The 25,372-nt window shown below is 61.3% G+C and carries 24 protein-coding genes; 5 read left to right on the top strand and 19 right to left on the bottom strand.

All coding sequences use genetic code 11. The annotated features are described in order from the left end of the window. Position 1: 1 nt before the first annotated feature. The 7 genes from I6E60_RS07600 to dusB all read right to left on the bottom strand — a co-directional run bounded on the left by I6E60_RS07600 (position 2) and on the right by dusB (position 10,077). Positions 2-1,681 carry an ABC transporter ATP-binding protein gene (locus I6E60_RS07600; RefSeq protein ID WP_197124424.1) on the bottom strand — a complete coding sequence of 560 codons (1,680 nt, stop codon included), beginning with the start codon at positions 1,679-1,681 and terminating at the stop codon, positions 2-4. Then, complete coding sequence (locus I6E60_RS07595) at positions 1,678-2,706, bottom strand: ABC transporter permease (RefSeq protein WP_197179563.1); 1,029 nt, start codon at positions 2,704-2,706, stop codon at positions 1,678-1,680. The genes I6E60_RS07600 and I6E60_RS07595 overlap by 4 nt, the downstream gene beginning before the upstream one ends. A 2-nt stretch (positions 2,707-2,708) precedes the next feature. After that, a complete protein-coding gene (locus tag I6E60_RS07590) occupies positions 2,709-3,803 on the bottom strand; it encodes an ABC transporter permease (protein ID WP_197124420.1) in 1,095 nt (364 codons plus the stop codon). 108 nt (positions 3,804-3,911) lie between these two features. Further along, positions 3,912-5,534, bottom strand: a complete 1,623-nt coding sequence (locus tag I6E60_RS07585) for an ABC transporter substrate-binding protein (RefSeq protein WP_197179561.1) — start codon at positions 5,532-5,534, stop codon at positions 3,912-3,914. A gap of 160 nt (positions 5,535-5,694) precedes the next feature. Beyond that, positions 5,695-7,602: a DNA primase gene (gene dnaG / locus I6E60_RS07580; protein ID WP_197124416.1), complete on the bottom strand. Its 1,908-nt coding sequence runs from the start codon at positions 7,600-7,602 to the stop codon at positions 5,695-5,697. A gap of 32 nt (positions 7,603-7,634) precedes the next feature. Beyond that, the gene (locus I6E60_RS07575; RefSeq protein WP_197124415.1) at positions 7,635-8,879 is read right to left on the bottom strand and encodes a deoxyguanosinetriphosphate triphosphohydrolase; all 1,245 of its coding nucleotides are present in this window, start codon (positions 8,877-8,879) and stop codon (positions 7,635-7,637) included. Beyond that, positions 8,869-10,077, bottom strand: a complete 1,209-nt coding sequence (dusB, locus tag I6E60_RS07570) for a tRNA dihydrouridine synthase DusB (RefSeq protein WP_231601158.1) — start codon at positions 10,075-10,077, stop codon at positions 8,869-8,871. Before dusB ends, I6E60_RS07575 begins: the two co-directional genes overlap by 11 nt. A gap of 15 nt (positions 10,078-10,092) precedes the next feature. On the opposite strand from dusB, the gene I6E60_RS07565 reads away from it, so the two are divergent. Together I6E60_RS07565 and I6E60_RS07560 are read left to right on the top strand one after the other, a co-directional pair. Then, positions 10,093-10,572, top strand: coding sequence for an aminoacyl-tRNA deacylase (locus I6E60_RS07565; protein ID WP_197124413.1), 480 nt, complete (start codon positions 10,093-10,095; stop codon positions 10,570-10,572). Beyond that, positions 10,572-11,012 carry a hypothetical protein gene (locus I6E60_RS07560; protein WP_197179559.1) on the top strand — a complete coding sequence of 147 codons (441 nt, stop codon included), beginning with the start codon at positions 10,572-10,574 and terminating at the stop codon, positions 11,010-11,012. The genes I6E60_RS07565 and I6E60_RS07560 overlap by 1 nt, the downstream gene beginning before the upstream one ends. Positions 11,013-11,034: 22 nt before the next feature. Here I6E60_RS07560 and I6E60_RS07555 read toward each other — a convergent pair whose 3' ends face one another. From I6E60_RS07555 to I6E60_RS07545, 3 genes are all read right to left on the bottom strand, one after another. Further along, complete coding sequence (locus I6E60_RS07555; RefSeq protein WP_197124411.1) at positions 11,035-11,187, bottom strand: hypothetical protein; 153 nt, start codon at positions 11,185-11,187, stop codon at positions 11,035-11,037. 3 nt (positions 11,188-11,190) lie between these two features. Further along, complete coding sequence (locus I6E60_RS07550) at positions 11,191-11,856, bottom strand: DsbA family oxidoreductase (protein ID WP_307841795.1); 666 nt, start codon at positions 11,854-11,856, stop codon at positions 11,191-11,193. An 84-nt stretch (positions 11,857-11,940) separates the two neighbouring features. Beyond that, positions 11,941-12,888: a hypothetical protein gene (locus I6E60_RS07545; protein WP_197179557.1), complete on the bottom strand. Its 948-nt coding sequence runs from the start codon at positions 12,886-12,888 to the stop codon at positions 11,941-11,943. Positions 12,889-12,908: 20 nt separating this feature from the next. On the opposite strand from I6E60_RS07545, the gene I6E60_RS07540 reads away from it, so the two are divergent. Next, entirely contained in the window at positions 12,909-13,079 is a 171-nt protein-coding gene (locus tag I6E60_RS07540; RefSeq protein WP_197124409.1) for a hypothetical protein, read from the top strand. Between the two features lie 233 nt (positions 13,080-13,312). On the opposite strand, the gene I6E60_RS07535 is transcribed toward I6E60_RS07540, so the two are convergent. Together I6E60_RS07535 and I6E60_RS07530 are read right to left on the bottom strand one after the other, a co-directional pair. After that, positions 13,313-14,698 (bottom strand): glycine--tRNA ligase, encoded by a 1,386-nt coding sequence (locus I6E60_RS07535; RefSeq protein WP_197124408.1) that lies wholly within the window; start codon positions 14,696-14,698, stop codon positions 13,313-13,315. A 55-nt stretch (positions 14,699-14,753) separates the two neighbouring features. After that, positions 14,754-15,800: an aminotransferase class V-fold PLP-dependent enzyme gene (locus tag I6E60_RS07530; RefSeq protein ID WP_197179554.1), complete on the bottom strand. Its 1,047-nt coding sequence runs from the start codon at positions 15,798-15,800 to the stop codon at positions 14,754-14,756. An 81-nt stretch (positions 15,801-15,881) separates the two neighbouring features. Here I6E60_RS07530 and I6E60_RS07525 point away from each other — a divergent pair, with 81 nt between their 5' ends. After that, positions 15,882-16,844, top strand: coding sequence for a LysR family transcriptional regulator (locus tag I6E60_RS07525; RefSeq protein ID WP_197124404.1), 963 nt, complete (start codon positions 15,882-15,884; stop codon positions 16,842-16,844). On the opposite strand, the gene I6E60_RS07520 is transcribed toward I6E60_RS07525, so the two are convergent. From I6E60_RS07520 to recO, 7 genes are all read right to left on the bottom strand, one after another. Beyond that, positions 16,814-17,980 (bottom strand): cysteine desulfurase family protein, encoded by a 1,167-nt coding sequence (locus I6E60_RS07520; protein WP_197179553.1) that lies wholly within the window; start codon positions 17,978-17,980, stop codon positions 16,814-16,816. The genes I6E60_RS07525 and I6E60_RS07520 overlap by 31 nt on opposite strands. Beyond that, a complete protein-coding gene (nadC, locus tag I6E60_RS07515; RefSeq protein ID WP_197179551.1) occupies positions 17,977-18,837 on the bottom strand; it encodes a carboxylating nicotinate-nucleotide diphosphorylase in 861 nt (286 codons plus the stop codon). Before nadC ends, I6E60_RS07520 begins: the two co-directional genes overlap by 4 nt. After that, positions 18,834-20,399, bottom strand: a complete 1,566-nt coding sequence (gene nadB, locus I6E60_RS07510; RefSeq protein ID WP_197179549.1) for an L-aspartate oxidase — start codon at positions 20,397-20,399, stop codon at positions 18,834-18,836. The genes nadC and nadB overlap by 4 nt, the downstream gene beginning before the upstream one ends. A gap of 2 nt (positions 20,400-20,401) precedes the next feature. Continuing rightward, the gene (gene nadA, locus I6E60_RS07505) at positions 20,402-21,691 is read right to left on the bottom strand and encodes a quinolinate synthase NadA (RefSeq protein ID WP_197179546.1); all 1,290 of its coding nucleotides are present in this window, start codon (positions 21,689-21,691) and stop codon (positions 20,402-20,404) included. Then, positions 21,678-22,394, bottom strand: a complete 717-nt coding sequence (locus I6E60_RS07500; RefSeq protein WP_197179544.1) for an NUDIX domain-containing protein — start codon at positions 22,392-22,394, stop codon at positions 21,678-21,680. Before I6E60_RS07500 ends, nadA begins: the two co-directional genes overlap by 14 nt. A gap of 130 nt (positions 22,395-22,524) precedes the next feature. Continuing rightward, a complete protein-coding gene (locus I6E60_RS07495) occupies positions 22,525-23,337 on the bottom strand; it encodes an isoprenyl transferase (RefSeq protein ID WP_197124392.1) in 813 nt (270 codons plus the stop codon). Then, on the bottom strand, positions 23,334-24,062 hold the full coding sequence (recO, locus tag I6E60_RS07490) for a DNA repair protein RecO (protein ID WP_197105824.1): 729 nt from the start codon (positions 24,060-24,062) through the stop codon (positions 23,334-23,336). The genes I6E60_RS07495 and recO overlap by 4 nt, the downstream gene beginning before the upstream one ends. Positions 24,063-24,618: 556 nt before the next feature. On the opposite strand from recO, the gene I6E60_RS07485 reads away from it, so the two are divergent. Next, positions 24,619-25,281 carry a trimeric intracellular cation channel family protein gene (locus I6E60_RS07485; RefSeq protein WP_197179542.1) on the top strand — a complete coding sequence of 221 codons (663 nt, stop codon included), beginning with the start codon at positions 24,619-24,621 and terminating at the stop codon, positions 25,279-25,281. The last annotated feature ends 91 nt before the right edge of the window (positions 25,282-25,372 follow it).

Raw genomic sequence — 25,372 nt, 5'->3', positions numbered from 1 at the left:
CTCAATAATCTACGTCAGTCAGCGCCCTCAGTGCTTCACGGCGCTCGGTCTGCTCGCGAGGATCCGGTACGGGCAGCGAGGCCAACAGTCGTTGAGTGTACGGATGCTGCGGATTGCCGAGCACCTCAGAGCCAACACCCTCCTCCACGAGCTGCCCCTTGTAGAGCACCGCAATGCGATCCGACAGCATGTCGACAACCGCAAGATCGTGACTAATGAACAAGGCCGCGAAGCCGAGATCCCGTTGTAGGTCCGCGAACAGTTCAAGCACCTTCGCTTGCACCGAAACGTCAAGTGCACTTGTCGGTTCGTCGGCGATCAGCAGTCGAGGTCGCAACGCGAGTGAACGCGCAAGGCTGGCGCGTTGGCGCTGTCCGCCGCTCAACTCGTGCGGAAAGCGATCCCCAAAGGCTTTCGGCAACTGAACGGCCTCGAGAAGCTCATCAACACGTCCGCGCGCATCATTCGGGTCTTCGGCCTTGCCGTGCACGATCAGCGGCTCAGCAACGCACTGAGCGATGGTGAGCAGCGGGTTGAAGCTGGAGGCAGGGTCTTGGAAGACAAACCCGATGTCGCTGCGCAGCGGCCGGAACTGACGTTCTTTGAAGCCCAGCATTTCGTGGCCGAGAACAGACAACGAACCACCGGTGATTTTGTTGAGCCCACCAATGGCACGACCGATCGTGGTTTTGCCCGAACCGCTCTCGCCGACCAGCCCGAGGACTTCGCCGGGTGAGATTGTGAAGCTCACGCGATCGACAGCACGGAACGGCGCGCGACCGAAACGGCCAGGGAACTCGATCTCGAGGTTGTCAGCAATGACGACAGGTTCGACATTCTTTTCGCCGCCCGCGGCCGCACGATCAGATACACGTGCTGCTGCCCGCGACGCACCCGAACCGATACGGGGAACGGCGGCAAGCAACTTCTGCGTGTAAGGGTGCTTGGCCGAATCAAACAACTGCTGAGCTGGGGCTTCTTCAACCAGCTTGCCCTGATACATCACGGCAACACGATCGGAGAGATCGGCGACGATACCCATGTTGTGGGTGATCAGGATGATCGCGGCACCGAACTCATCACGGCACCGGCGCAGCAGATCGAGGATTTCCGCCTGAACGGTGACATCCAGAGCGGTTGTTGGCTCGTCGGCCACGATGAGCTCTGGCTCGAGCACGAGCGCCATGGCGATGACGACACGCTGCTTCTGTCCACCCGAGAACTGGTGCGGGTAGTAGTCAACGCGCGACTCTGGCTCCGGAATGCCCACCTTGCGCAGGATCTCGATCGCTTTCGTTCGAGCCTCGCGCTTGCTCACATTGCCGTGGGCGCGAAGCCCTTCTGCGATCTGCCAGCCCACCGTGAACACGGGATTGAGCGCGGTGGATGGCTCTTGGAAAACCATCGCCACATCTACGCCGCGAAGCTCACGCAAACGCTTGCCGGACATTCCAATAACTTCTTTGCCGTTAAGCACGATGGCACCGCGTGACACCGCAGTCTCGGGCAACAGCCCGAGAACAGACTTGGCCGTCACACTCTTGCCACTGCCACTCTCGCCGACGATCGCCAGAACCTCGCCCGGGGCGAGAGTCAGCGACACATCATCGACAGCTTTGACGTCTCCGCCATCGGTCGCGAACGTTACTTCGAGATTCCTGATCTCAACGATGTTGCTCATGAGCGAGCCTCCAGCGGGTCAATAGAGTCGATATCGTCGTTGAGGGCGAGCGTCGAGATGGGAGCGGTTTCTAACGCTGGCGCCGACTGGTCGGCACGACGACGCGTGCGCAAGCGAGGATCAGCGAGGTCATTGAGCGACTCCCCCACCAGAGTGATCCCGAGGACCACGAGAACGATCGCGAGCCCGGGGAACAGTGACGTCCACCAGATGCCGCTCGTGACATCCGAAATCGACTTGTTGAGGTCGTAACCCCACTCAGCCGCAGCGGATGGCTCAATACCGAAGCCGAGGAAGCCAAGACCCGCGAGAGTCAGGATGGCCTCAGAGCTGTTGAGTGTGAAGATCAACGGCAGAGTGCGCGTAGCGTTGCGGAACACGTGGCGGAACATAATCCGCGGCGTGCTCGAGCCAATGACCTTCGCCGATTCGACGTAGGCCTCCGACTTGATTCGCACCGTTTCAGCACGGATGACACGGAAATACTGCGGGATATAGACCACGGTGATCGATACTGCCGCCGCAAACACTCCACCCCAGAAACTCGACTGGCCACCGCTAATCGCAATAGCCGCGACGATCGCTAGCAGGAGCGTCGGGAACGCGTATACCGCGTCGGAGATGACCACGAGAACGCGGTCGATCCAGCTGCCAAGGTAACCCGAGACCAGACCGAGAAGCACTCCGGCGAAGATCGACAGCGCAACGGCAACGACGATCACGAGCAGCGCGGTACGCGAACCCCAAATCACGCGCGAGAGCACATCGTAGCCACCAACGGTGGTGCCCAAAATGTGTTGACCGCCCGGAGGAACCTGCGCACCAAAGGAACCCTCTTCGTCTCGCAACTGCGAGAAACCGTAGGGAGCAAGCAGCGGAGCAAAAAGTGCCGTCAGCAAGAAGATGCCGGTCAGAATGAGCCCGGCAACGAGCATGCCGCGCTGGAGTCCTACCGACTGGCGAACCTGGTGAACAATAGGCAGTTTGCGCCACACAGCCACAAAACGTGAGGGTGTCGTTGTCATGATTAGTACCTCACCCTCGGGTCGATAATCGCCGCAATGATGTCGACGATGAAGTTGGTCAGTGCCACGATCACCGCGAGCAGCACCACAATGCCCTGTACCGCCACGAAGTCACGAGCACCCAAGTACTCGACGAGCTTGAATCCGAGGCCCTTCCACTCGAAGGTGGTTTCGGTCAGCACCGCGCCTCCCAGCAGGAGGGCGATCTGCAAGCCGATAACCGTGATGATCGGAATAAGCGCGGGTTTGTAGGCGTGCTTGCGCACGAGACGGTATTCGCTCACTCCACGGGAGCGCGCAGCATCCACGTAGTCCATCGACAGTGAACCAATGACGTTGGTGCGCACGAGCCGCAAGAAGATTCCGGCCGTGAGCAGCCCGAGCGCGAGACCAGGAAGCACGGCGTGCGAGAGCACATCGCCGATTGCTGCCGGGCTGCCCAGACGGAACGCGTCAATCAAATAGATACCCGACTTGTTGTCGAGCGATGTCAGTTGCAACTCTGTGCGAGTGGATGCTCGGCCTGCCACCGGCAGTACCTTCAGCCAGACGGCAAACACGAGCTTGAGAAGCAGCCCCGCGAAGAAAACCGGAGTCGCGTAGGCGAGGATCGCGGCAACCCGCAGCACGGCATCCGGCCACTTGTCGCGGTAGTACGCCGCGACCATGCCGAGCGGAATACCCACGATGAGAGCCACCAGCACCGCGTAGAACGCGAGCTCAAGGGTGGCGCTGCCGTAAGTGACCAGCAATTCAGAGACGGGACGGCCATCAGTGATGGCGGTGCCGAAGTTGCCGGTGAAGACCTGACCGAGGTACTCAAAATACTGCACCACGAGCGGGCGATCGTAGCCTGCAGCGCTAATACGTTCCGCAAGCTGGGCTGCCGTGAGCCGGTCGCCCAGAGCAGCCGTGATGGGGTCACCGATCGAGCGCATCAACAAGAACACCATCGTCACGAGGATGAACACGGTCGGGAAAATCAGAAGAAAACGGACTATAAGAAAACGAGCGAGAGGATTTGTGATCCCCCGAAAACGCCGGGTGGGCGGTTCTGACTGTGCCGGATTGATCACGGCGGGAGCGGACTGCGACATACCTACCTATCGTGCAGAGAACGAAGACGAGGAGGTGACCCACATCGTGTGTGGGCCACCCCCTTGAGTCATTTTGCTAGGCCAAGGCCTAACTAGAGCGAATTGCTCCTACTTGGCCAAGCTGCCGTAGCGGAACTTGAACGAACCGTCGAGCGTAGCTCCGGTAACGTCCTTGCCCGTCACGGCGATCTGTGCTCCCTGAAGGAACGGCACGGTCGACAGCTGAGCCGCAACCTTCGCCTGGATGTCCTCGATCATTCCCTCACGCGTAGCAGGGTCGAGTTCGGTTGCTTGAGCCACGATTAGATCGTTGACTTCAGCATCCGCGTAGTGGTTGCCGAGGAAGTTGCCATCACCGAAGAACGGGGTGAGGTAGTTGTCAGCATCGGAGTAGTCCGGGAACCAACCCAGCTGGTAAGCCGGGTAAGCATCGGCCGTACGCTCACTCGCGTACGTAACCCACTCGGTCGACTGCAGGTTGACTTCGAAGATTCCGTCAGCCTCAAGCTGGCTCTTGACCAACGCGTACTCGTCACCCGAAGACTCACCGTAGTGGTCTGGGTTGTACTGGAGGTTAAGAGCTACCGGAGTCTCGACACCGGCATCCGCGAGACGCTTTTGCGCTGCTTCAACGCTCGGGCCGCCGTCGCCGTCGCCGTAAAGGTCCTTGAGAACCTCGGTAGCGCCGGTCAGTCCGTCGGGAACGTAGGAGTACAGCGGCAGGTAGGTGCCCTTGTAAACCTGGTCAGAGATTTCCTGGCGGTCGATGAGGTCAGCAACAGCACCACGAACAGCGAGCGACTTCTCGGCGTCAGCCTCGGGAGTCTTCGCGCCGTAGGGCTGCGTGTCGAAGTTGAACACGATGTAACGGATTTCTCCGCCGGGGCCAACGATCACATTGACGTTGTCGTTGGTCTCGAGGTCAGCGACGTCGGTTGCAGACAGGCTGCGGTGCGCGACATCGATGTTGCCCTCTTGAACATCGAGCTTCAAGTTCGAGGCATCGGTGTAGTACTTCAGCGTGATGCTGTCAGTAGCGGCAGCGCCAAGAACACCCTGGTAGTCAGGGTTGGCCGTGAACGACACGATGTTGTTGAAGTCGTAGCTGTCGATGACGTACTGGCCAGCGAAAGCCATGCCGTCAACGATCTCTTCATCGGGGGTAACCGAGTCAGCAGAGAATACTTCTTCGTCAACAATCGGGGCAGCGGGGCTCGACAGAATCTGAGCGAACGTCTGGTCGTTGCCGTTCTTCAAGTGGAAGATAACGGTGGTGTCATCGACGGCTTCAACGCTGTCAATGTTTCCGAGAAGAACGGATGGGCCGTTCTCGTCGTTAATCGCAACCTGACGGTCAAAGCTGAACTTCACGTCTGACGACGTAAGGTCGTTGCCGTTGGCGAACGTGAGGCCCGATTTGAGTACAACGGTGTATTCATCGTCGCTCGTGTACTCCGCAGACTCGGCAATGTCAGGTTCAACATCAGAGGTGCCGAGCGGCGAGTTGAGCAGGAACGGGAACACCTGGTTCATCAGGGCAAAGGAACCGTTGTCGTACGAACCGGCCGGGTCGAGGAACGTGACTTTGTCAGTCGTGCCCACGATAAGCGACTCGGAACCGCCAGAGCTGGAGTCATCTCCAGCTTGGCAACCGGTCAAAGCGAGCGCGAACGCTGCTGTGCCGGCAACTACAGCAAGGACTCGCTTGCTGCTCTTGGATGCGGATGTCATATCCGTCTACCTCTTCCTGTTGCGTGCAGAAAATGCGACGGCGCGTTTGTAGGCGCCGCACATCCTAGTTCCTCAGTAGTAACACACGAGGAACCTTCGAGACTAGGTCGTCCGCCCCCGAACAAGGGATATTTACACGAACGCAACCAAAGAGCAGTAGTTAGGCGTCATCGCGGAGCGCACGACGCTCCGCTTCGATCCGCATGAGGTCGCGCTGAGTCTGCACATAACGCTCGGGATCACTCTCGCGATCCATGCGCTGGAGCACCCCAAGAAGTTCACGCTTTTGCCTCAAGAAATCACGCTCAATCAGGTCGGTCGTCACCTGAACGCAATACACCGGGATTCGTTCTTCGCGCTCCGGAATCGGCGCAACACTCAGTTGCTTCACGAAGGTAGAGAACGACGACGGCACTTCATCGGCAATCGCCGACGCCCAGCCTGGCTCAAGTGCTCGGTCGGCGAGAGAAGCGATCGCATCGCGAACCACAGCAAGCGAAGGCTCAGCAATAGAAATCTGGGTGAGCTTGCCGATCAGCTCGGCGCCCACGACATCCGGATGCTGCAACACCGCCATAAGGGCGTCGCGCTCCAGTCGTGTGATGGCATCAACGCGCAGGTTCATGATCGACGGCCCCGGTTGCGCTGGAGCCTCCCCAAAGCCCTCCGGCGGCACCTGTGACGACGATGCAGACTGTGACTGCTGCGGTGCCTTCGAGGGCCCAGACGGTGCAACGTGACGCTTCGCCTCGGTGACAGCAGCCTGAACCTCAGTGGGCTCCATACCGAGCCAGCCCGCCACACTGCGGACGTAGCCAATACCGAGCGCCGAGTCACGAATACCGGCAACCACGGGGGCCGCAGCGCGCAAGGCAGCAACACGACCCTCAACTGTTTCGAGATCGTGCACCGCCAACTCACGACGAATCTTGAACTCGAACATCGGCTTGCGTGTAGTGACGAGACGACGCACGGCTCCGTCACCCTTCTTGAGTCGCAAATCGCACGGGTCGAGACCGTCAGAGGCCACCGCAACGAAGGTCTGCGCGGCAAAACGGTGCTCCTCGGCGAACGCACGGTTCGCGGCCTTCTGGCCCGCCTCATCCGGGTCGAACGTGAAGATCACTTCGCCCGTGGCGGTGGTGTCTGCGTTGTCATAGTCGCCGATCATCCGACGAACAATCTTGATGTGGTCGACGCCAAACGCGGTTCCACAGGTAGCGACAGCGGTCGTGACTCCCGCAAGGTGGCAGGCCATGACATCCGTGTAGCCCTCGACCACCACGATCTGCTTGCCGCGGGAAATGTCTTTCTTGGCCAGGTCGAGCCCGTAGAGCACTTGGCTCTTGTGATAAACCGGGGTCTCGGGAGTGTTCAGGTACTTGGGGCCTTTGTCGTCATCGAGCAACCGGCGGGCACCGAAGCCGAGCGTCTGACCCGTGACATCACGGATGGGCCACACCAGCCGGCCACGGAAACGATCGTAATAATCGCCTCGCTCCCCCTTGCCGATGAGGCCGGCAACAACCAGCTCTTCCGACGAAAAGCCGAGGGTGTTGAGGTGCTTCATGAGAACGCCACCGCGCGGCGCAAAGCCAATGCCAAAACGCTCGGCGGCCGACTGGTCAAAACCGCGTTCTCCAAGAAAGCTACGACCCGGCGCTGCTTCTGGCGTCGCCAGTTGAGCAACGAAGAAGTCGGATGCCGCCTGATTAGCAGCCAAGATGCGGGCGCGATTGCCGTGATCGGTTGCCGCGCCGCCATCCTCATAGTGAAGTTCGTAGCCGAGGCGCCCAGCCAAGCGCTCAACGGCCTCGGAGAAAGAAACGTGATCCATGCGCTGCAGGAACGTGTAGACATCGCCGCCCTCACCGCATCCGAAGCAGTGATAGAAACCGACCTGGGGTCGCACATGGAAGCTAGGGCTGCGTTCTTCGTGGAAGGGACAGAGGCCCTTCATCGAGCCAGAACCAGCGCTCTTGAGAGTGACGTAGTCGCCCACAATATCGGCGAGGTTCGTGCGCGAACGCACCTCGTCGATATCACTTCTTTTGATCAGGCCAGCCACAACCGTAATTCTAGGCTCACCGCGGTGGGACTCTAGCCAACCAGACGTGTATGCCACGCAATCGCGGACTGATCGGTGAGGCTAGCCACCTGATCTACTACGGCCCGCTTGCGCTGGTGATCGTTCTCAGCGGAATTCCAATCGGCTGTGAACCCGGAATCGAGGTTCACCGGAGCCGTCCACAGCAACACATCGGCAAGCTCAGTGAGAACATCACGCTGCTGCTGATAGATCGGGCGGCGAGCGTTTGTCGACATCACGAATGCAGCAACGATGCCCTTAAGCACGGCGATCTCCGCTTGGATCTCAGCCGGGATCACGAGGCTGCCGCCGAAGCGAGCGAGCGCATCGGTGGGATGAGCTTCGCGCGTGGCCTGAACGGCGGCACCGGCGAAGCGGCCGATGAGCTGACTCGTGAGGTTCTTGAGGCGACCGTGGGCGGCACGGGAGCCATCCCACTGATCGAGCCACGGGTCGAGAAGATCGAGACGATCAAAGGCCGCAATGAGTTCGTCGTGCGTGAACTCGCCACCGATCCACTCAAACATCGACTTCACAAGGTCGTCGTGGTTGACGCGGGCACCGAGCGCGGTGACATCAATAAAGTCACCAACGATGGCGTCTTCGAAGTCGTGCACCGAATAGGCGATGTCGTCAGAGAGATCCATCACTTGCGCTTCAATGCAACGCTGGCGGTCGGGCGCACCGGCGCGTAGCCACTCGAAGGCAGCCGTGTCATCGTCGAAGAAGCCGTACTTGCTGCGACCGCTCGGATCAGGAATCCCCTGGGCACTCGGCCAGGGGTACTTCGTGCTCGCGTCCAAACTGGCCCGTGTGAGGTTGAGACCGTAGCTCTTGCCATCGGGACCAAATACCTTCGGCTCGATGCGCGTCAGCAGGCGCAGCGTCTGTGCGTTGCCCTCGAAGCCGCCAATGTCAGCCGCCCACTCATTGAGCGCACGCTCGCCATTGTGGCCAAAGGGCGGATGCCCGAGGTCGTGCGAGAGACACGCTGTGTCGACAACATCAGGATCAAGGCCGAGGCTGTCGGCAAGCTCGCGGCCCACTTGAGCGACCTCAAGCGAGTGGGTGAGACGGTTGCGGGCAAAATCGGTTCCCATCGTGGGGCTCAAGACCTGAGTCTTGGCGGCTAGACGGCGCAGCGCGCTCGAATGAAGCACTCGTGCACGGTCGCGCGCAAAATCGCTCCGACGACTCGAATGCTGCTCGGGAAACCAACGCTCGGCGTCAGCCTCGGTATAGCCATTAGCCGCCACTGGTGCTCAATTCTGCTTGGTTGAGTTCACTACGGTGAGTCTCCTGCAGTTCGCGGCTATCGAGCCACCCCTGCGGAAGTGATGGCTTCTTCGGGGTTCCCGCGCGACCACGTTGGCCTTCAGCGTCGGCACCCGGGTACTGCTGGCTCCAGTCGAGCTGAGCCAACAGTTCGTCGAGCTGAGCGAGGTCGTGCACGGTCGCCATTGCTGCGCGCAACTCTCCGCCGACCGCATAGCCCTTGAAATACCAAGCAACATGCTTGCGGATGTCGCGGCACGCACGATCTTCATCGCCGAAGAATTCCACCAGCAGTTCGGCATGACGCTTAAACGCAATGGCGACTTCGCCGAGTGTTGGCTCCGCCTTGAGAGACTCTCCTCGGAAGGCGGCAGCAAGGTCACCGAACAACCACGGGCGGCCGAGGCAACCGCGACCGACCACGACTCCGTCGCATCCGGTCTCGTCGACCATGCGCAGAGCATCGGCGGCACTCCAAATGTCACCGTTACCGAGAATCGGAGTATCGGTGATCGTGTTCTTGAGCTTTTCGATCGCGGACCAGTCGGCGTGCCCCGAGTAGAACTCCGCAGCCGTGCGGGCGTGCAAAGCGATGCTGGCAACCCCGGCACCAGCACCAACACGAGCAGCCTCAAGGTAGGTCAAGTGGTCAGAGTCGATGCCCTTGCGCATCTTGATCGTCAGTGGAACATCGCCGGCAGCTTTCACCGCACCTTCGACGATGTCGCGGAACAGATCGATCTTCCACGGGAGCGCTGCTCCCCCACCCTTGCGAGTGACCTTGGGAACGGGGCATCCGAAGTTCAAGTCAATGTGGTCAGCGCGGTCTTCGGCCACCAACATCGTGACCGCTTCAGACACCGTCTTAGGGTCAACCCCATAGAGCTGGATGCTGCGGGTCGTCTCCGACTCATGGTGCGTGATGAGGCGCATGCTTTCGGGCGTGCGCTCGACGAGGGCGCGGCTGGTGATCATTTCGCTGACGTACAGCCCAGCGCCGTATTCGCGGCAAAGCCGACGAAACGCGGTATTGGTGATGCCGGCCATGGGCGCCAAAACAACAGGAACATCAAGGTCGAGGTTCCCGATGGAGAGCTGTGGCGCGACACGCGGGTCGGCAGGGGCAAGAATAGTCACGTAGCAATTGTCCCACGGCGCGCCTGAACCGCCGCCGCACATACCGGGAGGCCCCGAATGACGGCAGGAACCGACCGCGTCCGCGACGACGCCGAGCGCCGCGGCATCCCGATCGAGATCGTCGAACGGGCACCAGCGACCTCCCTGGAACACGCCGCCGAACTGCTCGGCATCACCCCGGCCGAGATCGTGAAGTCACTCGTCGTCAAACGCAGCGACGGCAGCTACCTCTTTGCCCTTGTTCCCGGTGACCGCCAGATTTCGTGGCCCAAGCTGCGCGCCGTCGTCGGTGTCAATAAATTGCGGATGCCCGAAGCCGCCCTTGCGCTCGAGGCCACCGGATTTGCGCGCGGCACCATCACCCCGCTCGGCAGCAGCACCGCTTGGCCCGTGTTTGCCGACGAACGCATCGCGGGCAAGCGAGTATCAATGGGCTCGGGAGATCACGGGTATACCACTTGGGTCAATGCGAATGATCTCATCACCGGCTTAGAGGCGACCGTCGCCGACATCACCAGCGAAACAGGAACCGACTAATGGCCCTCGAGGAACATCCCAACGTCTTTCGTTTCGAAGCCCGCCTCTGGGTGAGCCCGGCGCCGCGAGAAGAAGCCCTCGCGCAACTGCGCGCCCAGCGGGCGTGGGACAAAGAGAACGCGAGGCTTCAGCGCTGGTGGGTTTCCTTCGGCATTGGTGCGGCGGTTGGCGTTGGCGGAATTTTGGCGGTCGGAACAGCATCGAACCTCGATCCCACCCTCTACCTGCTGCTGTTGCCTCTCGGCTTTGGCGGCGGCGCCATCCTCGGAGCCCTCATCAACAAGCGCTTCAACGCTCCCGAAGCACAACATGCATCGCTACCAGCGCGCCCCACCACGGTGCCGCTCACACTCATCCCCTCGAGGGTCGCCAAAGCGGCGCCAGAGTTCGCAACCGCAGCCGAAATAATCGAGTGGTCGAACCGCGGCTTTGTGGGCTAACTAACGCGGAACAGATGACTGGCTAGACGAGGCCTTCATCGATCTGCCGATTCACGAAGGCTTGCGAGCGGTGATCGTCGACGACGACACACGCATCACCTTCGCACGCTACGGCATTCGGGTCGCCGAGTGGCTGAAGGGCGAAGGTCGGGATTGGCTTCGTTGCGGCATCCATGTGCTAAACGTCTCTTTCGGTAAGTACTTGTGTGAGTACGTTAGCGAACGTTTCGCTTTCTTGTGCGCCCGAAACCCCATACTTGCCCTCGATCACGAAGAACGGCACGCCCTGGATGCCGTACTGCATGGCAGTTTCCATGTCGGCCTTCACCGCGGGAAGGTACTCGTTCGACTCAAGAACACGCACTACTTCGTCGCGATCAAACCCGATGGATGCCGCGATATCGGCGAGGTCTTCGACGCGTCCGACGTGCTCAGTCTTCACAAAGTAGGCCTCGAGAAGGCGTTCCTTCATCTCAAGCTGACGGCCCTGAGCCTTCGCGAAGTGCAGGAGCTCGTGCGCCTTGATCGTGTTGGTCTGGTGAATGTGCTCGTAGTCGTAGTCGAGACCGAGGCTCGTGGCGATGTCGGTGACGCGCGTGAGCATCTCTTCAACCTGCGGGACTGCCAGGCCCTTGCTTTCGCTCAGATACTGAATCGGGGTGCCTTCGTATTCAACCGGGGTATCGGGAGCCAACTCGAAAGAGTGGTACTCGATATCGACCGCAATGCCGGAGGTTTCGACGGCCGCTTCAAGGCGACGCTTTCCGATGTAGCACCAAGGGCACTGAACATCAGACCAGATGTCGATTTTGACGGGGGCAATCGGGTTTGCTGAATCATTCACCTCAGGGTTAACGCGTTGACGCCCTAGGTATTCCCGTTCTGAAGCGACCGCGACTGGTGTGTTCGGCTCCCTCCCCTCGGAAACTCAGGAGAATCCGTATCGGGGACGCGTGAAGCCGCTAGGCAACGGGCTAGCTCTTCCCATTTGCACCGAATCTCCTGAGTTTTCGAGACCAGAAGTTGAACGTGAGGACAGCGCACTGTCGAGCGCGTGCATAAACAGATTCCACTGTGTGAAAACCATTTTGGCGCTTACGTTCATGGCGTGAAATCCGGCGATGGTTATCTCCAGAGCCTTGAGGCGGTCCTCTTCAAAAGTGTGAGCGTGGAACTGTCTGCCGTCGATTTCCAGCCCCACGACCCCGTTGACCACGAGATCGATGCGTTTGAATCCCACGGGGACCTGAATAGCGACCCGGTGTCCCTCTCTTCGGAGGCGGGTGCGGGCGAGACTCTCCGGCAGACTTTCACACCGTCCGTCGACCCACGAACGGATCCATCGCTTATGCCGGGGCAAGGCGAGGAACAGCCGCTCGAAATCGAATGCGTCGATGCGGCCAGCGTGCAGTGCCCAGTCAATCGCCGCGACTGCCGTCTCAAGATCCTCATCGAGAATCACCCGTCGAAGCGCATCAAGAAAGCCCACGTGCCAGTTTGTTCCCGTCTCGCTGATGGCCGGCGGATCCCAGTGCAGGCGAAGCCCTCGACGCACGCCAAGGCGGCGTCGTCGATTCCAAGGGCTGCGCAGTCGCGCTGCGTTGTGAGGCAAAGAAACGTGAAGAGGGTGCTTGTCTAGAACCCAGCCGCCCCAGTCTGCGATCGCAGAAATTCCAGTAAGGCGACCGCCAACTCTCACCGCTCTCACTTTCGACTCTGATTCCTCAGCGGTCGTGTACCAACCCTGACGCGCCCGCACTACCTCGCCACGCTTAACGGCGCGAGTGAGATCGAAGTCTTGGGCACCTCGTGCGACCAGCTGTCGTTTTTGCGCGAGCCCACCAAGCTCATCGACCATTTCACGGATATTGACCATGAGAGCAGCATTGTGGCCGTGTGCTTGCGGAAAGCTACGACGCAACGATCGGTGAAGTAGCGCGCATATCTCGCGCTGTGGATGACTTGCCCGCCACGGAAATTCAGGAGATCCCGGAACTCGTGACGATTGAGGGCCGGGATTCCGTGATTACCTTGGCAAAAACTCTTGGTACGGCAGAGATCTCCTGAGTTTCCGAAGGCAGTAGTGGCAAAGGGGCAGGAGGCGGGAGGCGAGCGTGGGCACGGGCGTGGGCGTGGGCACGGGCGTGGGCGTGGGCACGGGCGTGGCACGGGCGCGAGGCGAGCGCAAATGGAAGTAAACGCAGAGAGGCGGGCCCGGACTGTGTCCGGGCCCGCCTCTGTCCGCAGTACGATCACCTGTCGGCGACCGACGCGCGGGACGTTCTAATTCAACGCGGTGGCTAGCAGCCGATGAGCTCCTGCGCGAGGTAGCCCCGCAGCTCTTCGATCGGCATGCGCTTCTGCTCCATCGAGTCACGCTCGCGAATCGTCACGGCGTTGTCGTCGAGCGAGTCGAAGTCGATCGTGACACAGAACGGGGTACCGATCTCGTCCTGGCGACGGTAGCGACGGCCAATGGCACCGGCGTCATCGAAGTCGACGTTCCAGTACTTGCGCAGGTCAGCAGCAACAGCGCGAGCCATCGGTGAGAGGCGCTCGTTGCGCGACAGCGGCAGCACAGCAACCTTCACCGGCGAGAGGCGACGGTCAAGACGCAGAACGGTGCGCTTGTCGACACCACCCTTGGCATTGGGCGCCTCGTCTTCGGCATAGGCGTCGATGAGGAAGGCCATGAGGGCACGGGTGAGTCCGAACGCGGGCTCGATCACGAAGGGCGTCCAACGCTCATCCTTGGCCTGGTCGAAGTACGACAGGTCGGAACCCGAGGCCTCTGAGTGTGTGCGCAGGTCGAAGTCGGTGCGGTTGGCTATACCCATAAGCTCGCCCCACTCGCCGCCGGCAAAGCGGAAACGGTATTCAACATCCACAGTGCGCTTGGAGTAGTGCGAGAGCTTTTCTTGAGCGTGCTCGTAGAAGCGCAGGTTTTCGGGGTTGATGCCGAGATCGGTGTACCACTTCATGGATTCGTCGATCCAGTACTGGTGCCACTCTTCGTCAGTACCGGGCTCGACGAAGAATTCCATCTCCATCTGCTCGAACTCGCGGGTGCGGAAGATGAAGTTTCCGGGTGTGATTTCGTTACGGAACGACTTTCCGACTTGGCCGATTCCGAAAGGCGGCTTCATGCGCGCAGCGCCCATGACGTTGGCGAAGTTGGTGAAGATACCCTGAGCGGTTTCGGGGCGCAGGTAGTGCATGCCCTCTTCGTTGTCGACGGGGCCGAGGAACGTCTTAAGGAGGCCTGAGAAGTTCTGCGGTTCGGTCCACGATCCAGGCTGACCGGTGTCAGGGTCGCGGATGTCGGCAAGCCCGTTCACGGGCGGGTGACCGTGCTTCTCTTCGTAGGCTTCGAGAAGGTGGTCGGCGCGGTAACGCTTGTGGGTGTGCAGCGATTCGACGAGCGGGTCAGAGAAGACCTCGACGTGCCCGGATGCTTCCCACACCTTGCGGGGCAGGATGACGGCCGAGTCGAGCCCGACGACGTCTTCGCGACCTTGAACGAAGGTCTGCCACCACTGCTTTTTGATGTTCTCTTTGAGGGCGGTTCCCAGCGGGCCGTAGTCCCAGGCTGAGCGTGAACCGCCGTAGATCTCTCCCGATTGGAAGACGAAACCTCGGCGCTTGGCGAGGTTGATAACGGCGTCGAGGGGGTTAGGCGTAGCCACAGAAACTCCAATAGTCAGCCGAGCTGGATGCACGGTCGGCGGACATCCAGTTTAGCTAGACGCGCAGCGCAGCGATAACCGCCGCGACGTCCTCTTCGGTATTCCAGAGATGGAATGCGGCGCGAAGGCGACCGGCACGACCGGAGGCGGTGATTCCTGCCGCCGTGAGCTTGGCAAGATCGGCACCCGATTCATCCGGCCACGTAACGATGGCTTGATTCTGGCGCTCGATTCCGAGGGCATCGCAGAGTTGGTTCGCAAGGCCCGTGCAGTGCTCCCAGACTTCGGCGATATCGAGGTCGGCAAACATGGCGATTGGATGCTCGGCCCCCACCCAGGCCTGCCACGCTGGCGATACGTCGAACTGGCGAGCATCCTTCGCAAGGTTCATCTCGGTGCCGTACACGCTCGACCACACGTCTTCTCCCGCATACCAACCCGCTTGCACGGGCGTGACGTGCTCGGCGAAATCCTCGGAGATCGTGAGAAACGCGACGCCGCGAGGCGAACACAACCACTTGTAGGCGTGGCAGACTGTCGCGTCGAATTGGGTGGCATCCACGGGGTAAACGCCGGCGGCTTGGGTCACGTCGCAGAGAGTTCGCGTTCCGTGTGTGGCTGCCGCTGCGGTGATCGCCGCAACGTCGGCGACTTTGCCGTTACAGGATTGGATGAGCGAGAACGCGACGAGCGCAGTGCTGTCGGTGATGGCATCCGCAAGTTCGGCCAGCGGCACGGCGCGAACCGCGAGGTCGGGGTGTTGCAGAAACGGGTACACGATCGAGGTGAAGTCGGATTCGACGACAAGCACTTCTGAGCCGGCCGGCAGCGAGCACGCAATAAGCGAGGCCATGACCGAAGTTTGCGAGCCGATCGCAACTCGCGCGACGTCGATGCCGACAAGGCGGGCGTAGTGGCCGCGCGTGCGCTCCACGATGTCGCCGTAGTTCATGGGGTTGCAGGTGGCGGTGGCCCACAGTTGAAGTTTCTGGGTCATCTCGGTGACTGCCGCACACGTCGGCAGTCCCATGGTGGCGGCGGAGAGGTAGCCGCGAGTGTTCGCGAAACTCTCGATAGCGTTCGTGAGGGCCGGTGATGTCATGCCTCCATAGTGCTCTCGAGCTATTCATGCGACAAGGGCATGATTGGGATATGAACTATCACGTCTAGTTATGCTTGAGTCATGGACACCACGCCCGATCTGCTCACGCTGCGCATCGTTCGCACCATTTCCGAACACGGCACCATCAGTGAAGCAGCGCGCATCCTCGGCTACAGCCAACCCGCGCTCAGCCAACACCTCACCCGTGCTCAAACCCGCTTGGGGTTGGCGCTCGTCGTTCGCGCTGGCCGCGGAGTGCGCCTCACCGAAGCTGGCCGCGCCCTCGCCAGCCATGCCGTCACCGTGCTCAATGCGGTGGATGCCGCGAGCGCCGAACTAGCTGAGCTCGCCGGCCTCTCGAGCGGAACGGTGCGCATCGCGGCCTTCCCGACGGCGTCCTCGACGCTCGTGCCGCGGTTGATTCGTCAGTTGCGGCAGCAGCATCCGAATTTGACGGTGAATTATGTCGAAGCCGAGCCTCCGCAGGCGTTGCAGCTGCTGCGGGATGGCGCTGCGGATGTCGCGATCACGTTCTCCTACCCTGAAGACCGGGCTGACCCGCATTTGTCTCGCGATGGCGGGCATACGACGGTTCCCCTTTTCACAGAGCCCGTGGTCTTGGTGCTTCCCGATAGTCACGCGCTCGCGACAGCGGATGACGTGGGCTTGGCAGATCTTGCCAATGACGCCTGGATTGCGGGCTGCACTCTCTGCCGAGGTCATTTATTGGCACTGTGCAATCTCGAGGGTTTCGCTCCCGAGATAGGTCTGGAGACCGACAATGCCTTAGCGGTGTTGAATTTCGTGTCACGGGGGCTCGGCGTAGCTCTACTCCCCCAGTTGGCACTGTCGTCGCTGACTCTGCCGGAGGGCGTGAGTATCCATTCTCCGCAGCCGTCGAGTGAGCGCACCATTCAGTACGTGATTCAGCCGGGGGCGACGCGCATTCCCAGCGTGGCGGCCACTATTGCGATGTTGACTGCTCTGGATGGCGCGTCGTGGGGTTTGCGGGACTACCCCGAGAGTGAGCGCACCGCGCGGTAGGCGGTTTCGATCTCCGCGGCGACCGTGGCGAGTTCTTCGGCCGTGGTTTCGCCGTTGAGGCTGAAGCGAACGGCGGTCTGGGCGATGGCTTCATCAACGCCCATGGCGAGCAGCACGTGAGAAGCGTCATCACTCCCCACAGCGCAGGCAGAGCCCGCCGAGCAGATGATGCCGGCACGGCCGAGTTCAAGCAGGAGTGATTCGCCGCTGGTACCGGGGAAACAGAATGACGCGTTGTTGGGAAGGCGAACGGATGCAGTAGCGGTCGTCTCGCCGAGCTCCGGCCCCGTAAGGATCACCCCCGGCACTCGAGCCTGCACGTCGGCCACGAAGTCAGTGCGCAAGGCAGCGATGCGTTCTGCCCGTTCGACACGGTCGCTCTCGGCGAGCGCCAGAGCGTGTGCAAAACCGACAGCCCCGGCAACATTCTCCGTACCGGAGCGCTTGCCGCGTTCTTGACCTCCCCCGTGCAGCACAGGTTCGAGGCTTCGGCGTCCTTTGACGATGAGTACTCCGATGCCTTTCGGGGCTCCGAGCTTGTGTCCAGACAGGCTAAGGGCATCGACGCCCAACACTGCAGGGTCGAGGGGAAGCCAGCCGGCTGCTTGTACGGCATCCGTATGCAGGGGTATTCCGTGAACGCGGCAGAGTTCAGCGATTGCCGCAATGGGCTGCACGACGCCCACCTCGTTGTTGGCGTACATGATCGTGCAGAGGGTGGTGTCGGGGCGAAGAGCCTGACGCACCTCGTCAAGGTCGACTAGGCCGTGGCTATCGACCGGCAGTACCGTCACTTCGAAGCCGTGGATGCGCTTCAGGTAGTCAACGGTCTCCAAGACGGCCTCGTGCTCAACCGCACTCGTGACGATGTGGCGGCCGCGAGGGTCAGCGAGTGCGAGCCCTTTGATCGCGAGGTTGTCTGATTCTGTGCCACCCGACGTGAAGATAACATCGGATGCCCGACACCCGATCGACGCGGCAACGCTCGTGCGCGCACCATCCAGGGCACGCTTGGCGGACTCCCCCAGCTCATGATGGCTAGAAGGGTTGCCGAAGTCTCCCGTCAGCAGCGGCCACATCGCTTCGAGCACCTCTCGGCGCACCGGCGTGGTTGCTGCTGAATCGAGAAAGATCATCGCGCTGCTGCGCTCACCGCAATATCGAGACCGAGGTCAAGCGAACGCACACTGTGGGTGAGTGCCCCTACGGAGATGACATCGACTCCGGTGGCCGCAATAGCGGCAACCGTGTCGAGGTTCACTCCTCCACTGGCTTCGACGATTGCCCGGCCAGCAACCAGCGCAACACCGGCACGCAGGTCATCGAGCGAAAAGTTATCGAGCATGATCGTGTCTACGCCCGCGGCCACTACAGTCTCAACCTGGTCGAGGCGATCGACCTCCACCTCAAGATGGGTGGTGTGGCCAATACGTTCGCGGGCACGACGAATCGCTTCACCGAGATCGATACCGGACGCCGCGAGCACGGCGAGGTGGTTGTCTTTCGCCATCACGGCATCCGAGAGACTAAAGCGGTGGTTATAGCCACCGCCGCTGCGCACAGAGTGACGCTCAAGCGCACGTAGCCCCGGAGTCGTCTTGCGAGTGTCAACGATGCGGGCGTGCGTGCCCGCCACCTCGGCGACGTAGGCCGCCGTCTGGGTAGCGATGCCTGACATCCGCTGGCTGAGGTTGAGAGCGATGCGCTCCGCCCGCAGCACGCCACGGGCATTGCCGGAGACGGTAGCCAGTTGCTGGCCAGCGGTGAAGGTGTCACCGTCACGGGTGTGGAGCGTGACCTCGGCCTGAGCATCCACCAACTGGAACGTGCGGGCAAAGACATCAAGCCCACTCGCGACCCCCGGCTCGCGTGCGTTGAGAACAGCGGTCGCCGCAGCGTCGTCGGGCACAAAGGCGTCGCTCGTCACGTCACCCCACGGTGCATCTTCGGCAAGCGCCATCAGGATGACATTGTCAACGAGTTGCTGATTCATCGCTTGACCGTCTCTGCTTGATCTTCGGCGGGGATGAAATCCCCGGCCACGTTCACGGCGGCCCACCTGGTGGAGAAGGCAAGCTCTTCGCGTGTTTCGGGGAAGTCGGTGCGTTCGTGGGCACCGCGAGACTCTTCGCGGCGCAGGGCCGCAACAACCACGAGACGGGCAAGGTCGAGAAGATTGGCGTTCTCGGCGCCCTCGACAGTGTTCGACTCGGAGTGCCAGCTGGCCAGAATTGCGGCGGCTTCGCCGAGGCGCGTCGCGTCACGCTCAAGACCGACATGGCTCCACATGAGTTCGCGCAGTTGATCGCGAGTGAAGGCGTCTTTACCCGTGATCTCGAACTGCGGCTCGAGCGCGTCAACCTCGATGGCCCGCTGGGGCTCGTTGAGAGCATCAGCAGCGCGCCAGGCGAAGACGAGCGACTCGAGCAGGGAGTTGGAGGCCAGGCGGTTAGCACCATGCACACCGGTGCAGGATGCTTCTCCCACAGCATAGAGACCACGCACGCTCGTGCGGCCATCGATGTCGGTGCGGATGCCGCCCATCCAATAGTGGGCCGCCGGCGTCACTGGAATCGGCTCAGTGCCCCAGTCGAAGCCGTGCTCTTCGCACACCTCGGTGATACCGGGGAATCGCTTCGCGAGAAACTCGGAACCGAGGCCCGTGGCATCGAGCATGATGGGCCGGCCGCCCTGCTTTTCCATGGCGCGAGCGATACCGCGGGCAACGACATCGCGCGGGGCGAGCTCGCCATCGGGATGCACGTCGAACATGAAGCGCTTGCCGTGCTCATCGAGCAGCGTGGCGCCTTCACCGCGAACAGCTTCTGACACCAGCGGGTTGCCGGGCACCGCGAGCGACGTGGGGTGGAACTGGAAAAATTCGACATCGGCAAGGGCGGCACCGGCACGGTAGGCCGCAGCCACCCCATCCCCCGTCGTGACAAAGGGGTTGGTGGTGTGCTTGTAGAGCTGACCGGCACCACCGCTCGCGAGAATGACGATGTCGCCGTCGATCACGCGCGAGTTGCCGTCGGGAGCAATCACATCGATCCCGGTGACGCGAGGCGTACCGTCGTCATCCGTCTCCGTCACCAAATCGCGCATGAAGGTATACGCGTAGGTCTCTACCGCCAACGCCTTGACTGCCCGCAGGAGCGCCACTTCGATCGCGAGCCCCGTAGCGTCTCCACCGGCATGGATGACGCGCCGCGACGAGTGCGCCGCTTCGTGTCCCCGAGCGAGCTCACCATTGGCGACCCGATCGAACTCGACCCCGAGAGAGATGAGTTCTTGTACTCGCAACGGACCTTCGCTGCAGAGCACCTCTACGGCATCCCGTTCGCACAGGCCAGCACCGGCAATCATCGTGTCGGAAACATGGCTCGCGACCGAGTCATCGGGGAACAGCACGGCAGCCACGCCACCCTGAGCGTACTTCGTATTGCTCTCCGCCATCTCCGCCTTCGTCACGAGAACCACATCGTGGTGCGCGCTCGCGCGGTAGGCGGTGATAAGACCGGCAATTCCCGTGCCGACAACAATGACCCGTGCCATGATTACGCTTCTTTCGTCGCTACCGGAGGCTTCGCGGCGAGCATGCGCTCGAGAGCGATCCTCGCGGGTTCTGCCACATCGTCGGAGACAGTGATCTGGTTGAGCACCTCGCCGCGGACGAGCGCTTCGAGCACCCACGCCAAATAGCCGGGGTGGATGCGGTACATCGTCGAACAGGGGCACACCACGGGGTCGAGACAGAAGATCGTGTGCTGCGGATATTCGGCAGCGAGACGGTTGACCATGTTGATCTCGGTGCCGATCGCGAACGTCGTCGGCTCGGTCGCGGCGGCAACAGCCTTCTGAATGTAGTCGGTCGAGCCCGCCTCATCCGCGGCATCCACGACGGGCATTGGGCACTCGGGGTGCACGATCACGCGAACACCGGGGTGCTCAGCGCGAGCCTTCTCGATTTGGCCGACGTTGAAGCGCTTGTGCACGCTGCAGAAGCCGTGCCACAGTACAACCTTTGCCTCGTTGAGGGTCTCAGCGTCGTTGCCGCCGAGGGGCTTGTTCGGGTTCCACATCGGCATGAGATCGGTCGAAATGCCCATTTTCTTTGCCGTGTTGCGGCCAAGGTGCTGGTCGGGAAAGAACAGCACGCGCTGGCCGCGCTCATAGGCCCACTCCAGCACTGTCGTCGCGTTCGAGCTCGTGCAGACGATGCCGCCGTTGCGACCGCAGAAGCCCTTGAGCGCTGCCGAAGAGTTCATGTAGGTCACGGGGATGATCGGCACGCGGCCATCAGCATCCGGCTCGGTTCCGTAGATCTCGGTGAGCTGTTCCCAGCACTCTTCTACCGAGTCGATGTCGGCCATGTCGGCCATCGAGCAGCCAGCGGCAAGGTTTGGCAGGATCACGGCTTGATCGGAGCGAGCCAGGATGTCAGCGGTCTCGGCCATGAAGTGCACGCCGCAGAAGATAATCGCTTCGGCATTCGGCACCGTCTGGGCGGCGTTGGCGAGTTGGAAAGAATCGCCCAGGAAGTCAGCGTGCTCCACAACCTCATCGCGCTGATAGAAGTGGCCCAAGATAACCGCACGGTCGCCGAGGGTCGCTTTAGCGGCAACAATGCGAGCGTGGAGGTCTTCGTTGGAGGCCTTCTGGTACTCAACAGGAAGCTGACCCTGACGCGGCGCGCCCGTCGGGATGACGTCGCCCATCGAAGCCCCTGGCCCATAGCTCGGAACGCCCAGATCGAAGGTCCACGGACCATCGGCTAGCTCAGGCGCACAGGTTTCCCCGTCGCCCGTTGTGGTGATGCGCTGAATAGTCGAATCAATGGATGACACGAGTGCTCCCTGTCTTTAGGCGGCCGAGCGGGCCATTGTCGACGAGCTCAACGCCCTCGTCATAGCGGTACAACCTCGGAGGCCGGTGACGCCCTCCCGAGACCACGTGATCAGTGGGAACCAGTGAACCTGAGTTCTCAATCTGTCGACGGAAATTGGCGGGATCGAGCTGCTTCTGCAACACAGCCTCGTGCACAATGCGCAGCTCGCTCAGGGTAAAAGTCTCGCCCAGGAATGCCCGGGCGATGCGCGAGTACTCCATCTTGGTGCGCAGTCGCCAGAGCGCGTAGTCGACGATGACATTGTGGTCAAAGGCCAACTCGGGCAGGTCATCTGCCGGGAACCAGCGCACATTCTCACCCTCAGTGGCTCGATCTGCCTCTTCTTGACGCACGAGAGCCCAATAGACAATCGACACCGCGCGAGGACCAATTGAACGCTCAACTTCACCAAAGGCGTAGAGCTGTTCAAGGTAGGCCGGTTCGAGCGCGGTCGTCTCAAGCAGATTGCGGGCTGCCGCGTCTTCGAGGCTCTCGTGGTTGTCAACCCAGCCACCGGGCAACGCCCACTGACCGTCATACGGTTCGCGGGTGCGACGCACGAGCGGAATCCAGAGCGCGCTCTCCCCCGACTCCGGAAGCGGGCGCAGGGCAAAAATCACGGTGGATACCGCGAGCGAAATTGCTTGCCCACTCTGTTGCATCGCCACTCCCTTCGGTAAGAGTCATGCTGACCTGAACACAGAATACACCTTAAAGTCATCCCGACCAAAAGAGGTACTACCCTCAGTTTTGGGTGCGATCAGCCTCGAACGACGAGAGAAAGCGTGCGGTCTATTGAGAGTCGTCCGTTGGAGCATCGACGGCGCCACCGAACCGGCGCGAGCGGCCGGCGTAAATCTCGATCGCCCGCCACAGGTCTTCGCGGGTGAAATCAGGCCACAGCGTGTCCAAAAACACCATCTCTGCATAGGCACTCTGCCAGGGCATGAAGTTACTCATCCGCTGTTCCCCCGAGGACCGCACAAACAGGTCAACATCGGGCAATTGTGGTTGGTAGAGCCGCTTCTGGATGAGCTTCTCTGAGACCGCAGACGGCTTCAGTTTTCCTGCCGCCACATCATCCGCAATCGAGCGCACGGCATCCGCAATCTCATTGCGTCCGCCATAGTTGACGCACATCGTGAGCGTGAGCGTGCTGTTCTTCTCGGTGAGTTTCTCGGCGAACTGCAACTCTTTGATGACCGACGTCCAGAGTCGAGGCCGACGGCCGGCCCAGCGAACGCGCACGCCCCACTCATTGAGCTGATCGCGGCGACGGTGCAGCACGTCGCGGTTGAAGCCCATGAGAAAACGAACCTCTTCGGGCGAACGACTCCAGTTCTCCGTCGAGAAGGCATACACGCTGACATGCTTCACCCCGATCTGGATGGCGCCAGCCACCACATCGAGCAGGCTCGCCTCGCCCGCTTTGTGGCCCTCCACGCGCGTCAAACCTCGAGCGTTCGCCCAACGACCGTTGCCGTCCATGACGATGGCAATGTGCTCGGGAACAGAACCCTTCGGCATCGCCGGAGGCTGGATGCCCGTCCAGTCCAGCGGACGAAACTCGACGGCATCTTTGTGAGTTTTTGCTACGCGGCTCATGCGCTCCGATCCACATGCTGAATGGAACGAAGACTGCGTTCCAAATGAAACTGGGTATAGGCGGCAACGACGCCACTGGCCTGGGAACGAGACCGTTCCTCGGATGCTTCTGCGACATCCCACTGGCCTGCCAACAAAGCGCCGAGCAATTCAAGCGTATCCGGGCTGAGTCGAGGTGAACCGGGCGGGGCAACCTCATCGGCAACCACACCACCCATTTGCGCCACGAAAACCGAATGCGGGCCCGGCGCTCCGGTCACCGCACAATCAACAAAACTGGGCGCCCAACCTGCGATTGACAGGCTGCGCAAGAGGTAGGAGTCGAGCGTCAGACTTGGGTTGTGCTCGCGCCGCGACAGAGACCGCAACGCGCCCACCAGCAACAGATATTGCTGAAGGGAACCATCATCATCCGTGACCTTGTCTGCAGTCTCGACCATCACACTCGCCGCGGTATAGCTCGCATAGTCGGCCGTAATCTCTGAGCCATACGACCCCAGAGACTCGGCCTGCTGGATGATGTCGAGGCTGCGCCCGATGTAGCACTGGATGTCCGCGACCATAAACGGTTCCAGTCGCGCCCCAAACTTGGAGGCCGTTCGACGCACCCCTTTCGCTACCGCACGAATTTTGCCATGCTCACGCGAGAGCATCGTCACGATGCGGTCGGCTTCACCCAGCTTATGGGTGCGCAGCACAACGGCTTCATCACGATAGGTAGGCACCCGACAAGTATCCTCCGCTTGTCGCAAGTTTGCTGAGCGACGGCCCGCACGCGGCCTGTTTCGCTGAGCGACTCCGCCGTCGCGTCTCACCTTCGGAAACTCATTCGGAAACTCAGGAGAATCGCGTGCGTCGGACGAAAAACGACCCGTTTACCCGCCCCGAAGGTGACGGCGGGGCTAATTCTCCTGAGTTTCCAGAAGGTAGCACGGGGATTGCGCCCGCGGAGTCCCGCTCGGCGCAACATAACGCAGCGCACATCGCCCCACGACGGGTCACACAGTGCGCGCGCTCAGAAGTGCACACCGTAGCCCCCCGGAAATTCAGGAGGTCTTTGCGCTGCGCAGATCTCCGAGGCCGATTCTCGTGCAGGCTAAACGCCCACTGGCGCAGATCTCCTGAGTTTCCAACACACGCGGCACGCGGGTACGGGTACGGCGCTGGCAGCGCATCGAAAAAGGCTCAACACGGCGCGGGAAAGCACGAACCGCGGCTGCGATCGCAGGCTTGCCCAGAGCACAACAGCGCCGCCCGCCCGGGTCGTGGTACGAATGGTGCGTGAACGAGACTTTTGAGATTCCACTGTGGGCTGGCCTCCTCGCGGTCGGCGTTGGCGCGATGCAGGGCGCGATGTTTGCAGCCCAGTTTCGTGACCGCCGCTTGGATCTCCTCGGCGTTGCAATCATCGGTATTTCTACGGGGTTTGGCGGCGGCATGGTGCGTGACATCGTGCTGTCCGAAGTCCCCGCCGTTCTCACGACAAACTGGTATCTCTTGGTCGCGACCGGTGCCGCGCTCTTCGGCATGCTTCTCGAACGCCTCATCGCGCGAATGGGCCCTCTTATTACTCTGCTCGACGCTCTCACCATTGGGCTGTTCGGTGCCATCGGCACCACGAAAGCTCTCGCCATGGGTCTGCCCGACGTGCCTGCCATCTTCGTTGGAGTTATCTCGGCCGTCGGCGGCTCGATCCTGCGCGACATGCTGCTCTCGATGCCCATTTCCCTCATGCACGTGGGGTCGCTCTATGCCGTTGCCGCAGTGTCGGGCACGACAAGTCTTGTGATCATGCGCAACTATGACGTGCCCGTGCTCTTGGCGGCGTCAATCTGCGTGGGCATCACCGTGGGCGTCCGGATTCTCGCAGTGCTCTTCAACTGGACGCTGCCCGAACAGCGCACTATCAGCGGGATGCCCAAATTCCGTCGCCCGTCACGCTAACGAGCGCCACCGGGCGCCTCCCCCCGCGGTGACAGCCCCCACTCAGCAACTCTGCCTCGCAGCAGCCCGGCAGCCCCGCCGCCCTTAACGC

This window comes from Salinibacterium sp. SWN167, assembly GCF_015864665.1.
Lineage (GTDB): Bacteria > Actinomycetota > Actinomycetes > Actinomycetales > Microbacteriaceae > Rhodoglobus.
This window is presented reverse-complemented; position numbering and strand designations above follow the sequence as displayed.

Bases quoted from the DNA above. Each gene is read 5' to 3' on its own strand.
- I6E60_RS07520 (WP_197179553.1), bottom strand. From the start codon at position 17,980: ATGATCTTTCTCGATTCAGCAGCAACCACGCCGGTGCGCCGAGAGGTG.
- I6E60_RS07565 (WP_197124413.1), top strand. From the start codon at position 10,093: ATGACGGCAGGAACCGACCGCGTCCGCGACGACGCCGAGCGCCGCGGC.
- I6E60_RS07495 (WP_197124392.1), bottom strand. From the start codon at position 23,337: ATGAGCCGCGTAGCAAAAACTCACAAAGATGCCGTCGAGTTTCGTCCG.
- I6E60_RS07500 (WP_197179544.1), bottom strand. From the start codon at position 22,394: ATGCAACAGAGTGGGCAAGCAATTTCGCTCGCGGTATCCACCGTGATT.
- I6E60_RS07555 (WP_197124411.1), bottom strand. From the start codon at position 11,187: ATGGATGCCGCAACGAAGCCAATCCCGACCTTCGCCCTTCAGCCACTC.
- I6E60_RS07560 (WP_197179559.1), top strand. From the start codon at position 10,572: ATGGCCCTCGAGGAACATCCCAACGTCTTTCGTTTCGAAGCCCGCCTC.
- I6E60_RS07525 (WP_197124404.1), top strand. From the start codon at position 15,882: ATGGACACCACGCCCGATCTGCTCACGCTGCGCATCGTTCGCACCATT.
- I6E60_RS07600 (WP_197124424.1), bottom strand. From the start codon at position 1,681: ATGAGCAACATCGTTGAGATCAGGAATCTCGAAGTAACGTTCGCGACC.
- I6E60_RS07545 (WP_197179557.1), bottom strand. From the start codon at position 12,888: ATGGTCAATATCCGTGAAATGGTCGATGAGCTTGGTGGGCTCGCGCAA.
- I6E60_RS07530 (WP_197179554.1), bottom strand. From the start codon at position 15,800: ATGACATCACCGGCCCTCACGAACGCTATCGAGAGTTTCGCGAACACT.
- I6E60_RS07595 (WP_197179563.1), bottom strand. From the start codon at position 2,706: ATGACAACGACACCCTCACGTTTTGTGGCTGTGTGGCGCAAACTGCCT.
- nadB (WP_197179549.1), bottom strand. From the start codon at position 20,399: ATGGCACGGGTCATTGTTGTCGGCACGGGAATTGCCGGTCTTATCACC.
- nadC (WP_197179551.1), bottom strand. From the start codon at position 18,837: ATGAATCAGCAACTCGTTGACAATGTCATCCTGATGGCGCTTGCCGAA.
- I6E60_RS07585 (WP_197179561.1), bottom strand. From the start codon at position 5,534: ATGACATCCGCATCCAAGAGCAGCAAGCGAGTCCTTGCTGTAGTTGCC.
- I6E60_RS07590 (WP_197124420.1), bottom strand. From the start codon at position 3,803: ATGTCGCAGTCCGCTCCCGCCGTGATCAATCCGGCACAGTCAGAACCG.
- dusB (WP_231601158.1), bottom strand. From the start codon at position 10,077: ATGTGCGGCGGCGGTTCAGGCGCGCCGTGGGACAATTGCTACGTGACT.